At 71.6% G+C, this 14996-nt stretch carries 12 protein-coding genes; 2 read left to right on the top strand and 10 right to left on the bottom strand.

The genetic code is table 11. The annotated features are described in order from the left end of the window. Positions 1-5: 5 nt before the first annotated feature. Positions 6-1229 (bottom strand): PP2C family protein-serine/threonine phosphatase, encoded by a 1224-nt coding sequence (locus OG852_RS05360; RefSeq protein WP_443064644.1) that lies wholly within the window; start codon positions 1227-1229, stop codon positions 6-8. A 129-nt stretch (positions 1230-1358) separates the two neighbouring features. Here OG852_RS05360 and OG852_RS05355 point away from each other — a divergent pair, with 129 nt between their 5' ends. Further along, complete coding sequence (locus OG852_RS05355) at positions 1359-1844, top strand: MarR family winged helix-turn-helix transcriptional regulator (protein WP_133918083.1); 486 nt, start codon at positions 1359-1361, stop codon at positions 1842-1844. Between the two features lie 198 nt (positions 1845-2042). Here the strand turns inward: OG852_RS05355 and OG852_RS05350 are convergent, their stop codons facing one another. Next, complete coding sequence (locus tag OG852_RS05350; protein WP_133918056.1) at positions 2043-2432, bottom strand: STAS domain-containing protein; 390 nt, start codon at positions 2430-2432, stop codon at positions 2043-2045. A gap of 341 nt (positions 2433-2773) precedes the next feature. Here OG852_RS05350 and OG852_RS05345 point away from each other — a divergent pair, with 341 nt between their 5' ends. Next, a complete protein-coding gene (locus tag OG852_RS05345; protein WP_330347231.1) occupies positions 2774-3268 on the top strand; it encodes an ATP-binding protein in 495 nt (164 codons plus the stop codon). Here the strand turns inward: OG852_RS05345 and OG852_RS05340 are convergent. The 8 genes from OG852_RS05340 to OG852_RS05305 all read right to left on the bottom strand — a co-directional run bounded on the left by OG852_RS05340 (position 3213) and on the right by OG852_RS05305 (position 14834). Then, positions 3213-3647 (bottom strand): ATP-binding protein, encoded by a 435-nt coding sequence (locus OG852_RS05340; protein ID WP_330347230.1) that lies wholly within the window; start codon positions 3645-3647, stop codon positions 3213-3215. The genes OG852_RS05345 and OG852_RS05340 overlap by 56 nt on opposite strands. 126 nt (positions 3648-3773) lie before the next feature. Continuing rightward, positions 3774-5672 (bottom strand): AMP-dependent synthetase/ligase, encoded by a 1899-nt coding sequence (locus OG852_RS05335; RefSeq protein ID WP_133918054.1) that lies wholly within the window; start codon positions 5670-5672, stop codon positions 3774-3776. 166 nt (positions 5673-5838) lie between these two features. Continuing rightward, a complete protein-coding gene (locus tag OG852_RS05330) occupies positions 5839-6933 on the bottom strand; it encodes a glutamate--cysteine ligase 2 (RefSeq protein ID WP_133918053.1) in 1095 nt (364 codons plus the stop codon). 113 nt (positions 6934-7046) lie between these two features. After that, entirely contained in the window at positions 7047-9251 is a 2205-nt protein-coding gene (gene glgB / locus OG852_RS05325; RefSeq protein ID WP_330347229.1) for a 1,4-alpha-glucan branching enzyme, read from the bottom strand. A 4-nt stretch (positions 9252-9255) separates the two neighbouring features. Continuing rightward, the gene (locus OG852_RS05320) at positions 9256-10617 is read right to left on the bottom strand and encodes a maltokinase N-terminal cap-like domain-containing protein (protein WP_133918051.1); all 1362 of its coding nucleotides are present in this window, start codon (positions 10615-10617) and stop codon (positions 9256-9258) included. A gap of 28 nt (positions 10618-10645) precedes the next feature. Further along, entirely contained in the window at positions 10646-12364 is a 1719-nt protein-coding gene (gene treS, locus OG852_RS05315) for a maltose alpha-D-glucosyltransferase (protein WP_330347228.1), read from the bottom strand. Between the two features lie 32 nt (positions 12365-12396). Beyond that, on the bottom strand, positions 12397-14340 hold the full coding sequence (locus tag OG852_RS05310; RefSeq protein ID WP_330347227.1) for an alpha-1,4-glucan--maltose-1-phosphate maltosyltransferase: 1944 nt from the start codon (positions 14338-14340) through the stop codon (positions 12397-12399). A 194-nt stretch (positions 14341-14534) separates the two neighbouring features. Continuing rightward, on the bottom strand, positions 14535-14834 hold the full coding sequence (locus OG852_RS05305; RefSeq protein WP_133916618.1) for a DUF5133 domain-containing protein: 300 nt from the start codon (positions 14832-14834) through the stop codon (positions 14535-14537). Positions 14835-14996 lie beyond the last annotated feature (162 nt).

Raw genomic sequence — 14996 nt, 5'->3', positions numbered from 1 at the left:
CTGCCTCACTCCTCGTCTGCGTCGTGCCGCTGCTGGTCAGGGGGCGCCGGACGGGGACGCGGGGGCTTGCCGAACCAGTCGAGGCACACCACCAGCGCGTCGTCGTCCGGCTCGGGTCTGCCCCGGTGCCCGGAGAGTTCGCGCAGGACCGCGGCCGGCACCTCCGCCGCCGGCAGCAGGGCTGCGGAGTTCACCGCCCGGGCCAGCGCCCGCTCGCCGTAGATCTCCCCGCCGGGCCCGGGCACCGCGTGGACGCCGTCGCTGACGAACAGCAGCCGGTCGCCCGGCTCCAGGACGAACTCCTGGGCCACGTAGTCCGTCTCCTCGAACATGCCGAGCGGAAGCTGTGCCTCCAGGTCCACGGCGGTCAGCACCCGGTCGCGCAGCAGCAGCATCCGCGGCGACCCCGCGTCCACCACCTGCATCCGTCCCGTGGACAGCTCGATGTCCACCAGCAGCACGGACAGATGCGCCTCGCCCCGGTAGTGGGCGTGGATCGCCTGGTCCGCCAGCGCCGCCTGGTCCGCGATCGGGATGCCCGCGCGGCGGGCGTTGCGCAGCGCGTTGATGCCCAGCCCGGTCAGCAGGGACGCCTCGATGCCCTCGCCCATGCCGTTGGTGACGTACACCATCAGATGGTCCGCGGACGCCGACCAGTCGAAGTTGTCGCCGTGGATCGCGTACGCCGGCTCCAGCTGGGCACCGAGCGCGTAGGCGTCCCGGGCGCAGGACCGCGCCGGGAGGAGCTGCCACTGCATCTCCGCCGCGAGCGTCAGCCGGTCGGTGCGGCGGGCCTGGAGATAGCGGTCGGTGTCGCGTTCGGCGACCAGCAGCTCATGGCCCAGCAGCCGCGCCAGCTCGGCGAGTTCGCAGATCCGGTCGGGTCCGGCGGCCTCGGCGGGCAGCGTCACGGACAGCACGCCCAGCCGGTCCCCGCGCACGGTGACGGGCAGATGCGCGCACACCCGGCCGCCGTCGAGCCGCTCGACCTGGGGCTCCTGGGCGCCGTAGGCCCGTCCGAGGGCGCCGGCGCGTACGGGGACGGGCTCGGGGGCGACGCCGTGCGGCGTGGGGGAGACGGGGAGCAGGACGGCGGCGCCGTAGTCGGCCAGCCACAACTCGGCCGTCTCGGCGGCGTAATGGGCGCAGAGCACCTCGCGCAGGGCCTCGGGGACCTCGTGCGCGGCGGCGGAGCGCAGGGCGCGCCCGGCGGTCACGAGCCGGTTCACGATGTCGGTCACGCCTTTCTTCGGGAGGGGCCGCAAGGGGCCGAGGGGGCCGTGGTGACGCGTGTGCCGGGCGGTGACCGGCGGGGGCGGGCTGACAGCGTCCGCGAAGCCTGCGAGAGTGGGTCCGTGATGTCCCCCTCCTCGCGCTCCTCGCGTCCGCAGCCCCACGAGGTCGCGCGTGTGACCTCGGAGGCGGCCGAGCTGCTGGAGGTCCTGTGGGGCCGTGCCTCCACGGCCCCGGTCTCCGCCTCCCAGCTGCGCGTGCTGTTCATCCTGGAGCACAACGAAGGCATCAACCTGCGGACACTCGCCGACCACCTGGGCTCCACACCGCCGTCCACCAGCAGGCTGTGCGACCGGCTGCAGGCCGTGGGGTTCGTCGAGCGCAGGGCGGCCGTGAACAGCCGTCGCGAACTCCAGCTCTTCCTGAGCCGGCGCGGACGGGCGTTCCTCACCGATCTGCGCGCACGGCGCGAGAGCGCCCTCCAGGCGGTCCTGGAGCAGATGCCGGCCGCGCAGCGCGACGCGCTGCTTCGGGGCCTGGAGGCCTTCTGCGTCGCCGCGGCCGAGCAGATCCACGAGACGACCGGCCCGGTCGACGCGGCCACGGCCTGAGGATCTCCGGCGCCCGCTGCGGGCCGCCGCCGCGCGCCACGGGTGGTCGTCGTCGCCCACCGGCACATCCGTGATCCCTCCCGCGTGACTGCCTCGCACACTTTGTTGCCTCATGCTGACAGTTGTCAAATGGCAACTGTTGCCCGAAGGTGCCCGCACACCTGCGCGTTTCCGCCAGGTGCGGCGCGGCACCCGCGTTCAGGCCTCCGGGTCGGTCCCTGCCCCGCCCCGGTCGATGAGCGCCAGCGCGTCGGCGACCTCGTCCGAGATCGGCACCGTGAGGCTGACCCCGGTGAGGTCGAGCACCCTCCGCACGGCGGGGGCCGGAGCTATGACATGGACACTGCCAGGCAGATCGCGGGCCTCGTGGTACACGCGCAGGATGATGTTCATCCCGGACGAGTCCATGAAGGGCACGCCGGACAGCTCGAGCAGGAAGTGCCGGCGGCCGTGGTGGAGCTGGTTCGCCAGCTGCGCCTGGAGCTCGGTCGCGGTGTCGAGGTCCAGATGGCCTTCGACCGTGACCAGTGCGACGTCCTCGCGGATCACGTCGACCTCGACGGACAGGGGTTGCTGGGCGGTGGACACGACTACCTCCGAAAGCTGACGGTCGGGGCCGGTCGCCCCGACGGACGGCTGCGCAGCGGGGGGCGACGGACGGGGGTTCCTCCGGCGGCTGCGGCCTTCTTCTCGCGCCGAGCGGCTACCCCGGAACCCGCCCCTCATGCCCGCGACGCCGATCACGGACCGGTCCGCTTCCGGGTATCGGGGACACCCGGCCCGTCCGGCCCGGTATGCGGACGCGTCGGCCGGGTAGCCGCTGCGGAAGAACCCCTGAGAAAGGAGCGACGTGACCGACACGATCCACCCCCACCCACGCGACCTCTCCGCCCCGGGGACGCCGTGACCGGCCCGTGGGGCTGTCCGGCGTGAAGGGCGACGAGCTCGCGACGAGGGAACCGGCGGTCGCGCCGCCGGCGACGGCCGCGGCGGCGCGGGACCACGCCCGTGCGGTGGTCGACGCCCACGGCCGAGCGCGCGGCCGGTCGCCGCACGAGCGGGACCTGATCGACCTGCTGCTCGTCGTCTCCGAACTCGTGACCAACGCGATCCGGCACGGCGGCGGTCTGGTGGGCTTCGTGGTGACGCCGACGCCCGACGGCGTACGGCTCGCCGTGCAGGACCGCAGCGATGTGGTGCCGCCCGTCGCCTACGGGACGGGAGAACTGCCGGCCCTCCACCAGGGCAGCGGCTACGGCTGGCCCCTGATCATCCGGCTCTCCCGCCGCATCTCGATCGAGCGGCGCGCGGACGGCGGGAAGACGATCCGTGTGCTGGTGCCGCTGCGCCTCACCCCGGAGAACGGCCTCACCAGGGCAGGAAGACGTGAACCTCCTTCCCCGTTCCGTCCGGCACCACGCTGACCTGCGTACACAGGGTCTCGATCAGATACCAGCCGATGCCGCCGCTCCCGGTGTCCGGCCGGAACCGCCGCGGGGCAGGCATCACGGCACTCGTGTCGTGCAGCGTGACGTGCACCCCGTCGAAGGTCGGCCGCAGCCCCAGCTCGAACGGGCCCGGCGCGAACTGGACGGCGTTGGAGGCCAGTTCCGTGACGATCAGCACGATGTCGTGCCAGCACTCCGGCGCGGTCGGCGGCACGGTCTCCGCGAGCGCGCCGAGGAACTCCTCCGCGGCCAGCCGCGCTCCCGTCACATCGTGCGGCTCACCCGGGAAACGTACGGTACGGCCCGGTACGGCCGAGGAGGCGCCGGAGTCTTCCCCGCGCGGGTCGATCGCCATGTCGTGGGTGCGGCCCCATGGCGGCCGGGGCCGGCGTCCTTTCTGTAAGGATCTCTCGCGTCGTCACTCACAGGGTTCCCGAGGCGGCCCACCCTACGCGCCCCCTCGCGACGCGGTGTCCGTCGCTCAGCGGAACACGTCGTCCGCGTCGTCCCAGCTCAGGATCTCCTCCGGCGCCGTCTGCCGCGGAAGCCGGGCCCTCGCCTGGTACATCGCCTCGATCTCCGCCGCGTAGTGCCGCACGATCGAGTCGCGGCGCAGCTTCATCGAGGGGGTCAGCAGGCCGTTCGTCTGGTCGAAGGGCTGGGGCAGGATCCGGAAGGCGCGGATCGACTCCGAGCGGGACACCGCGCTGTTGGCCGCCGCCACGGCCCGGGCGATCTCCTCCCGCAGCGCGTTCTCCTCGCGGGCCTCCCGCCCCTCCCCGTACAGCGTCAGGCTCGCGCGCCAGTGCGCCAGGAAATCGGGGTCCAGGGTGATCAGCGCGCCCACGCAGGGCCGGTTGTCGCCGACGACCACGGCCTGGTGGACGAGCGGATGCATCCGCAGCCGCTGCTCCAGCGCGGCCGGAGCCACGCTCTTGCCGCTGCTGGTGATGATGACGTCCTTCTTGCGGCCGGTGATCGTCAGGTAGCCGTCGTTGTCCAGGAAGCCCAGGTCGCCCGTGGCCAGCCAGCCGCCCCGCAGCGCAGCCCGGGTCGCGGCGTCGTCGTTGACGTAGCCCTGGAACACCGACGGGCCGCGCACCAGGATCTCCCCGTCGTCCGCCACCCGGATGTCGGTACCCGGCAGGGGCTGCCCGACCGTCCCCGACTTCTCCCGCCCCAGCGGCTGCATGGTGACCCCGCCGCTGGTCTCGGTGAGCCCGTACCCGTCGTGGACGTAGACGCCGATGCCCTCGTAGAACAGGGAGAGGTCGCGATGGAGCGGGGAGCCGCCCGAGGTGGCGCGGTGGACCCGGCCGCCGAGCGCCGCGCGCAGCCGCCGGTACACCGTCCGCTCGAACAGCGCGTGCTGCAGCCGCAGGTCGAAGCCGGGCCCCGAGCCACGGCCCAGCCGCTGCCGTTCGACGGCCGCCGCGAAGTCCCGCGCGGTCTCCGCGGCCCGCTCGAACAGCGCCCCGCGGCCCGACTCCTGCGCCACCCGCAGAAAGTTCTTGTAGATCTTCTCGAACACCGACGGGACCGCGTACAGATACGTCGGCCGGAAGGTCCGCAGCGCCGCCGAGAGCGACTCCGCGCCGAGCTCGGGCTCGTGCCCCATCAGGATGCCCCCGCGCAGACACAGCCCCTGGATCATCAGGCCGTACACATGGGAGAAGGGCAGGAACGCGAGGACGCAGGCCTGCTCCCCGGCCGGCGCCGCCGTGTGGCCCCAGCCGCCGAGCAGGGTGTCGCAGGGACTGGCCAGGTTGCGGTGGCTCAGCGCGCAGCCGAGCGGCCGCCCGGAGGTGCCCGAGGTGTACGCGACCACCGCCGTGGAGTCGGGCAGCACGATCCGGCGCAACGAGTCCACGGTGGTCAGCGGGACGTACTCACCGCGCCGCGCGAGTTCCTCCAGCGCCCCGGTGTCGAGCTGCCACACGTGCCGCAGCCGGGGCAGGGTCGCGCACACCGAGCCCACCGTCATGACGCTCTGCTCGTCCTCGACGACCACGCCCACACAGGCCGAGTCCCGCAGGATCCACTCGACCTGATCGCGCGAGGAGGTCGGGTACACCGGCACGACCTCGGCGCCCACGGCCCACAGCGCGTAACTGAGGACGCTCCACTCGTACCGGGTGCGCGCCATGATCGCGACCCGGTGACCTGGGGAGATCCCCGACGCCACGAACCCCTTGGCCAGGTCCACCACCTCGTCGCGCAGCTCGACGGCCGTCACCTCCGTCCAGGTGGACGAGCCGGGCTCACCGCGGCGTGCCAGGACGGGGAGCGTGGGGGTGCGGGCCGCTGTCTCGAAAACGCTGTCGGCGAGCCCTCCGGTCAGGGGCGTAACGGCTGGGGGAGCGACAGCGAAGTCGCGCATACGCTGCTCCTGACATGTACGAAGGGTGACCCCGTCGACGAGTACTGTTATCGACGCTGGCGAATGTAGCCCAGGTGAGACCGGTTGTGGCCGGGAACGGACTAAGTGATGAGCGTCGGTGACCTGGGCCGGTCCACACGCGCAGACGGAAACCAGCCAAGCCGCCTCAGGTCTGTGTCTGCCGGACGCAGGTGGTGACCACCTCGCGCAGACTGCCCGTGCGCTCGTACACCTCCCGCTGCACCTGGGACCCGTTGCCGTTCAGCAGCAGCCCGGCGCACGCCTCCCGGGCCCGCTCCAGGTCCCCGCTGTCCGCGAGCGCGTCCTCGACATACGTCAGCAGCGACCGTACGACGGTCTCGGCGGGCGCGTTCCGCATGGTCACGGGGTCCACCAGGTCCCCGGTCAGCCCGGAGCGGGCGGCCCGCCAGTCGGCCAGCCGCAGCAGACTGACGCTGTGGTCCACCGGCTCCCGGCCGGCCTGCCAGTCACGGGCGGCCGTCTCCACGAGCGCGCGGGCCAGCGTGGCGACGAGGACGGCGGTCTCCGCGTGCAGACAGACGTCCGCCACCCGCACCTCCACCGTCGGCCAGCGCGCCGACAGCCGGGCGTCGAAGTAGACCATCTTCTCGTCGAGGATCGTCCCCGTGGCCAGCATGTCCGCCACCCGCCGGTGGTACCGCTCGGCCGAGCCGAACAGCTCGGTCGGACCGGCCGACGGCCAGCGCAGCCACACCCGGCTGCGATAGCTGCTGTACCCCGTCTCCCGGCCCTGCCAGAACGGGGAGTTCGCGCTCAGCGCGGTCAGCACCGACAGCCACGGCCGCAGCCGGTCGATGACCGCGACGCCCTCGTCGTCGGAGCCGACCGAGACATGCACGTGACAGCCGCACACGATCTGCTCACGGGTCGCGATCCGGTACTGGTCGGTCATCCACCGGTAGCGCCGACCGATGCTGACGGAGGGACGCACCGCCAGCGGGGAGGTGGCGAGCGCCGCGACCGCGCAGCCCGCCTCCCGCGCGTGCTTGGCCGCCTCCGCGCGGATCCGGACGATCTCCGCGGCGAGCTCACCCATCTCCGCCTGGGGATGGGTGGCGAACTCGACCATCTGGTTGTGCAGTTCCTTCTGGAAGACGGGCTCCTCCTCCGCCTGCTCGAACCGTGCGGCGCGGGCGAGGACCGCGGCGGACAGCGCCCTGGGCTCGCCGGTCTCCGGGTCGACCAGGAGGAGTTCCTCCTCCACTCCGACGGTGCGCACGCGATGCGGCCTTTCTCTGCGCCCCGGGTGCGGGGCGGATGTTGACGGGGGACTGCTGACGGGTGGGACTGCCCACGGGTGGTACGCACCCGACTGCCCCCTGAAGCGCTACCTCACACGGACGAGGGCCGCAGCCACATCGTCGCGAGCGGGGGCAGCGTGAGCGTCAGCTCCCCGTTCGCCGCCTTGACCGGTCCGGTGTGGACGACGTCACCGCCGCCGTACCGGGCCGCGTCGGTGTTGAGGACCTCCTCCCACGCCGGCGCGTCGCCGGGGACGGACAGGAGGCGGTCGTGGCGGACGACGGGGGAGAAGTTGCTGACCGCGAGCAGCGGGGTGCCGTCGGCGCCGTACCGCAGGAACGCGAACACGTTGTCGTCGGCGGCGTCCCCGAGCACCCACCGGAACCCGGCCGGGTCGGTGTCGCGTTCCCACAGCGCCGGGGTCGCCCGGTACAGCGTGTTCAGGTCACGCACCAGGTCCTGGACGCCCCGGTGGTCGCCCGCGGAGGCGTAGCCGGGATCGAGCAGCCACCACTCGGGACCGTGTGCCTCCGACCACTCGGCCCCCTGCGCGAACTCCTGCCCCATGAACAACAACTGCTTGCCGGGATGGGCCCACATGAACCCCAGATACGCCCGGTGGTTGGCCCGCCGCTGCCACCAGTCGCCGGGCATCTTCGACACCAGCGACTGCTTGCCGTGCACCACCTCGTCGTGGGAGATCGGCAGCACGTAGTTCTCGCTGTACGCGTACACCATCGAGAAGGTCATCTCGTTGTGGTGGTACTTGCGGTGCACCGGCTCCTTCGCCATGTACTGCAGCGAGTCGTGCATCCAGCCCATGTTCCACTTCAGGCCGAAACCCAGCCCGCCGCTGTCGGTCGGCCGGGTCACCCCGCCCCAGGCGGTCGACTCCTCCGCGATCGTGACGACCCCCGGGTTGCGCCGGTACACGGTGGCGTTCATCTCCTGGAGGAACGTCATCGCGGCCAGATCCTCCCGTCCGCCGTACACATTGGGCTCCCACTGCCCGGAGTCCCGCGAGTAGTCCAGGTAGAGCATCGAGGCGACGGCGTCCACCCGCAGCCCGTCCACGTGGAACTCCTCGCACCAGTACGTGGCGTTGGCGACCAGGAAGTTGCGCACCTCGGTCCGCGCGTAGTCGAACTCGAACGTCCCCCAGTCCGGGTGCTCGGCCCGCCGCGCGTCCCCGGGCTCGTACAGCGGATCGCCGTCGAACCGGGCCAGCGCCCAGTCGTCCTTGGGGAAGTGCGCCGGCACCCAGTCCACGATCACCCCGATGCCCGCCCGGTGCAGCGCGTCGACCAGGTACTTGAAGTCGTCCGGGGTGCCGAGCCGTGCCGTCGGCGCGTAGAAACCGGTGACCTGGTAGCCCCAGGAACCGGCGAAGGGATGCTGGGCGACCGGCATGAACTCCACATGCGTGAAACCGAGGTCCTGGACATACCCCGGGAGCTCCTCGGCGAGCCGCCGGTACGTCGACCCCGGCCGCCAGGACGGCAGATGGACCTCGTACACCGAGAACGGTGCCTCGTGCACCGGGACGTCACCCCGGTGCGCCATCCACTCCGCGTCGCCCCACGTGTAGTGCGAGGCGTGCACGATCGACGCCGTGTCCGGCGGGACCTCCGCCTGCCGCGCCATCGGATCGGCCTTCAAAAAACGGCCGCCGTGCCGCGAGGTGATCTCGAACTTGTACCGGGTGCCCTCGCCGATGCCGGGCAGGAACAGCTCCCACACCCCGGCCGCGCCCAGCGACCGCATCGGGAACGCCGTCCCGTCCCAGCAGCAGAAGTCACCCGCGACCCGCACCCCTTGCGCGTTCGGCGCCCAGACCGTGAACCGGGTGCCGGCCACCCCCTGGTGGGTCATCGGCTCGGCACCCAGCGCCCGCCACAGCTCCTCGTGCCGGCCCTCCCGGACCAGATGCAGATCGAGGTCACCGAGCGCCGGCAGGAACCGGTACGGGTCCTCCACCTCGCGCGGATCGCCGTCGTACGACACCAGCAGCGTGTACGCGGGCACCTCGTCGAGGGGCAGTACGGCGGCGAAGAGACCGTCCTCCTCCGAGGTGAGCGGGGTCGCCGTACCGTCGACCACCACGCTCACGGAGTCGGCGAAGGGCCGCAGGGCCCGGAACAGCACACCCCCGGGCGCCGGATGCGCGCCCAGCAGGGCGTGCGGATCGTGATGGGAGCCCGACAGCAGCCGTGCGCGGTCGGCGGGGTCGAGCGCGGGCGCCGCGAGCGGCCGGGGACCGGCCGCCTCGGGAAGAGCGGTGTCGCGCAGGGCCATGGGGTCAGCCTCCTCGGACGGCGAGTCGTTCGATCGCCGCCATGGGTACGGGTAGCCAGTCGGGCCGGTTGCGGGCCTCGTACAGCACTTCGTAAACTGCGCGATCCGTCTCATAGGCACGCAGAAGGGCGTGCTTCTTGCGCGGATCCCAGCCCGCCCGGGCCGCGTAGCCCGCGCAGTAGGCCTCCCGGCAGCGGCGCGCCCACTCCGGCCGCCAGGGCCGCCGCTGACGGGCGGCGTAGTCGAAGGAGCGCAGCATCCCGGCGATGTCCCGCACCGGGGAGTGGGCGAGCCGCCGCTCGGCCAGCGGACGGGACGGCTCGCCCTCGAAGTCGATCACGAACCAGTCCCGCCCGGCCCGCAGCACCTGCCCCAGATGCAGGTCGCCGTGGATGCGCTGGGCGGGCGGCCCCTGGTCGCAGACGGCGAGCGAGGCGAACGCGGTGGTCAGCCCCGGCACGAACGGCCGCAGCGCCGGCACGTGGTGCGCCGCCGCCTCCAGCCGCTCCGTCATCGCGGCCGCCGTCCGTCCGTCCTCCGCGTCCGGACCGGCCGGCAGGGCCGCCGCCAGCGCCAGATGGACATCGGCCGTCGCCCGGCCCAGCTCCTCGGCCTCGGCGGTGAAGTCCTCGCCGCGGGCCAGCGCCTGCAGGGCCAGCGTCCAGCCGTCCGCCGCGTCCGGCAGGAACGGCTGGAGCACACCGAGCGTGGCCTCCTGGGGGTGCGTGGTGCTGAACCAGGCCACCGGCGCGGGCACCCGCCCGCACCCCTGGCCGGCCAGCGCCACCGGCACCTCGAGATCCGGGTTCATCCCCGGCTGGATACGCCGGAAGATCTTCAGGATGTAGGCGTCGCCGTACACCAGAGAGGTGTTGGACTGCTCGGCCTCCAGCAGCCGCGGTGCGAGCCCGGCCGGCAGTGACACCGACGGATCCGACTCGAAGCACAGCGGGCCGAGCGTGCCCGGGTGCCGCATCCGCTCCAGCAGGAGCTGTGCCGAACGGGGGTCCTGGAGCGCGTCATGGACCGTCAGCCCGGCCAGCGGGCCCTCCTCGACCCGGCCGATGAGGGCCCGGCGGAGCCGGGGCGACAGATGCTCCTGGAGACCGAGGAGCAGTTGGTAGCAGTCACCGGCCGGGGGAGTGCCCCCGGGGGTCGGCACCCCGGACTGCCCGGCGTGTACGAGCAGATGGAGACAGCCCGGGTACAGCTCCGTCATCGACAGCATGCGCAGATCGGTGAGCGGCCGGTCCTTCCCGGCGAACCAGCGCTGCCGGGGCAGCCACTCGCGCAGCAGCGCGACGAGCGGCCCACCGGAGCGGAAGGCGCTGGCGGTGCTGGGCCTGAGCGGGGCGGTCTTCGTCACGGTGACCCATCCTTTCCTCGGCGCACGCTCACAGGCGTCGGCCGACCCGGGCCGCGGCTCGGGTGAGCCGGAACCAGTAGAAGCCGTGCCCGGCCAGGGTGAGCAGATAGGGCAGCTCGCCGATGGCCGGGAAGCGCACCCCGCCGAACAGTTCGACCGGGTGGCGTCCGTCGAAACGGCGCAGGTCGAGCTCGGTGGGCTGGGCGAAACGCGAGAAGTTGTGCACGCACAGGACGAGGTCGTCCTCGTACTCGCGCAGGAACGCGAGCACGGCCGGATTCGAGGACGGCAACTCGGTGAACGTGCCCAGCCCGAAGGCCGGGTTCTGCTTGCGGATCTCGATCATCCGGCGCGTCCAGTGCAGCAGCGAGGACGGATCGGCCATCGACGCCTCGACGTTGGTGACCTGGTAGCCGTAGACGGGGTCCATGATGGTCGGCAGACAGAGCCGCCCGGGGTCGCAGGACGAGAAGCCGGCGTTGCGGTCCGGTGTCCACTGCATCGGGGTGCGGACCGCGTCGCGGTCGCCGAGCCAGATGTTGTCGCCCATGCCGATCTCGTCGCCGTAGTAGAGGATCGGCGAGCCGGGCAGTGACAGCAGCAGGGCGGTGAACAGTTCGATCTGGTTGCGGTCGTTGTCCAGCAGCGGGGCGAGCCGGCGCCGGATGCCGATGTTGGCGCGCATCCGGGGGTCCTTCGCGTATTCCGCGTACATGTAGTCGCGTTCCTCGTCCGTGACCATTTCGAGGGTGAGTTCGTCGTGGTTGCGGAGGAAGATGCCCCACTGGCAGTTGGAGGGAATGGCCGGGGTCTTCGCGAGGATTTCGGAGACCGGGTAGCGCGATTCGCGTCGTACGGCCATGAAGATGCGGGGCATGACGGGGAAGTGGAACGCCATGTGGCATTCGTCGCCGCCGGAGGCGTAGTCGCCGAAGTAGTCCACCACGTCCTCGGGCCACTGGTTGGCCTCCGCGAGGATCACCGTGTCCGGATACATCGCGTCGATCTCACGGCGGACCCGTCTGAGGAACGCGTGCGTGGCGGGCAGGTTCTCGCAGTTCGTGTCCTCGGCCGCGTACAGGTACGGCACCGCGTCCAGCCGGAACCCGTCGATGCCGAGGTCGAGCCAGAACCGCAGCGCCGCCAGGATCTCCTCCTGCACGGCCGGGTTCTCGTAGTTGAGGTCGGGCTGGTGGGAGAAGAAGCGGTGGAAGAAGTACTGCTTGCGGACCGGGTCGAAGGTCCAGTTGGAGACCTCGGTGTCGACGAAGATGATGCGGGCGTCGGCGTACTGCTTGTCGTCGTCGGCCCACATGTAGTAGTCGCCGTAGGGTCCGTCGGGGTCCTTCCTGGACTCCTGGAACCACGGGTGCTGATCGCTCGTGTGGTTCATGACGAAGTCGATGATCACGCGCATGCCCCGCTGGTGGGCGGCGTCGACGAATTCCACGAAGTCGGCGAGGTCGCCGAATTCGGGGAGGACCGAGGTGTAGTCGGAGACGTCGTATCCGCCGTCGCGCAGGGGTGATTTGAAGAAGGGCGGGAGCCAGAGGCAGTCGACACCGAGCCATTGCAGGTAGTCGAGTTTGGCGGTGATGCCCTTGAGGTCGCCGACGCCGTCGCCGTTGCTGTCCTGGAAGGAACGGACCAGGACCTCGTAGAAGACGGCTCGCTTGAACCAGTCGGGGTCGCGGTCCTTGGCGGGGGTGTCCTCGAACGTGTCCGGAACAGGTGAGTTGACGGTCATGGCGCTCTGGAGCCTCCGATCGGCGGTGCGGGTCACCGGACGTGGAACACGTGGGCCGGCCTCGTGCCGGGCTCCAGGCGCACGTAGTTGTGCCGGCCCCAGGCGTACGTCTCACCCGTCAGTTCGTCGTGCACCGACAGGACCGCGTGATGGTCCAGGCCGAGTTGCGGCAGGTCCAGTGAGACCGTCGCCTCCTGGGCCCGGCGGGGATCGAGGTTCACGACGACGATCACCGTGTCCGCGCCCGTGCGCTTGCTGTAGACGATCACCGAGTCGTTGTCCGCGTGGTGGAAGCGCAGGTTTCTGAGGTGGTGCAGCGCCGGGTGGCTCCGCCGGATCTCGTTGAGGCGGGTGATGAGGGGGGCGAGGGTGTCGGGGGTGTCCCAGTCGCGTGCCTTGAGCTGGTACTTCTCGGAGTCGAGGTATTCCTCGCTGCCGGGGCGCAGGGGGGTGTTCTCGCAGAGTTCGTAGCCGCTGTAGATGCCCCAGGTGGGGGAGAGGGTGGCGGCGAGGACGGCGCGGACGGCGAAGGCGGGCGGGCCGCCGTGCTGGAGGTAGGCGTGGAGGATGTCGGGGGTGTTGGCGAAGAGGTTGGGCCGCATGTAGGAGGCGGCCTCCCCCGAGAGTTCGGTGAGGTACTCGGTCAGTTCCTGTTTGGTGGTGCGCCAGGTGAAGTAGGTGTAGGACTGCTGGAAGCCGATCTGGGCGAGGGTGTGCATCATCGCGGGGCGGGTGAAGGCCTCGGCGAGGAAGAGGACGTCGGGGTCGGTGCGGTTGATGTCGGCGATGACGCGTTCCCAGAACACGACGGGTTTGGTGTGGGGGTTGTCGACGCGGAAGATCCGCACGCCGTAGGCCATCCAGTGGCGCAGGACGCGCAGGGTCTCGGCGATCAGGCCGTCGAGGTCGGCGTCGAAGGCGATGGGGTAGATGTCCTGGTACTTCTTCGGGGGGTTCTCCGCGTGGGCGATGGTGCCGTCGGGGCGGTGGTGGAACCACTCGGGGTGTTTGTGCACCCAGGGGTGGTCCGGTGAGCACTGCAGGGCGAGGTCGAGGGCGATCTCCATGCCGAGGGCCGCGGCCTGTTCGACGAAGCGGGCGAAGTCGTCGAGGGTGCCGAGGTCGGGGTGGACGGCGTCGTGGCCGCCTTCGGGGGAGCCGATGGCCCAGGGGACGCCGACGTCGTCGGGGGTGGCGTGCAGGGTGTTGTTGCGGCCCTTGCGGAAGGTGGTGCCGATGGGGTGGATCGGGGGGAGGTAGACGACGTCGAAGCCCATGGCGGCGATGGCGGGCAGCCGTCGGGCGGCGGTGCGGAAGGTGCCGTGCGGGGTGTCGGCGGTGCCCTCGGAGCGGGGGAAGAACTCGTACCAGGAGCCGTACAGGGCGCGTTCGCGCTCGACCAGCAGGGGCAACGGGTCGGAGGCGGAGAGCAGTTCCCGCAGCGGGTACCGGGTGAGGACCGCGTCGACCTCCGGCGTCAGCGCCGCCGCCCACCGGGTCGCGACCGGCAGGGAGTCGTCGCCCAGCGTCCGCGCCGCCTTGAGGACCGTCGTACGGGCCCGGCCCCTCGGTACCCCGGCCGCCGCGCGCTCGTGGAGCTCGGCGCCCTCCTCCAGGACCAGCCCCACGTCGACACCGGCCGGGACCTTGATGCCCGCCGTGCGGCGCCAGGTGGTGATCGGGTCGCTCCAGGCCTCGACGGCGTACGTCCACCGGCCGGGAGCGTCCGGGGTGACCTCGGCGCCCCAGAGGTCGCTGCCCGGGGCGAGTTCACGCATCGGCGTCCACGGACCGCGTCGGCCCTTGGGCCCGCGCAGGACGACGTTGGCGGCCACCGCGTCATGCCCCTCCCGGAACACGGTCGCCGTCACCTGGAAGCTCTCCCCCGGGACGGCCTTGGCCGGGCGTCTGCCGCCCTCCACCACGGGCCGCACGTCGCGGACCGGGATCCGGCCGATGACAGGGGTCGGGCTCATTCGTCTCACCTTCGTTGTGCTCATGGCCGGGCTAACGGGCGGATCGGCCGCGCGGTTCTGCTCCGGGTCGTCCGTCCGCCCCGCCACCGGGCCTGTCGTCGAGTTGTCCGCCGGGCCCGAGGCCGGGCCCGTCATGGTGGTGTCCGCCGGGCCCGCCGCCCGGCTCCCGTTCCCGGACCGGAACGGGGCCGCCCTCACGGCGCCGCCGCGGAGAGCCGGGCCACCGCCCGGCCGCCGCGACGCACGGCCCCGGTCGGCCGCGGCCGACCGTCCTGCTCCTGCAGATAGACGGCGAGCGTGGTGCGCAGATACCGCTCCGCCGCGTCGGCGGCCTCGCGCGCGCAGCGCTTTCCCATGAGCACACACAGGGTGTAGCCCGAGTCCTCGAAGGTGGCCCGCACCGCGCGGTCGGCCGGGGAGGCGAGCATGACGCGCTCCCACGCCCGGTACCGCCGCAACTGCCTGGCGACCTCGGTCTTGGCCGGTAGCAGCATGACGCAGTCACCTTTCGGGCTCGATGAATGTTTCACTCATGGTGCACGCGCCGACACCCAGCGTCTTGTTGGATCTTCAATCACCCGGGAGTGCGCTCGTGTTGCACGAATGGACTAACGCCCGCACTGTGGGAGGTGACTCAGAAGCGATCAGCGCTCACC

The sequence above is a fragment of the Streptomyces sp. NBC_00582 genome, from assembly GCF_036345155.1.
GTDB lineage: Bacteria > Actinomycetota > Actinomycetes > Streptomycetales > Streptomycetaceae > Streptomyces.
This window is presented reverse-complemented; position numbering and strand designations above follow the sequence as displayed.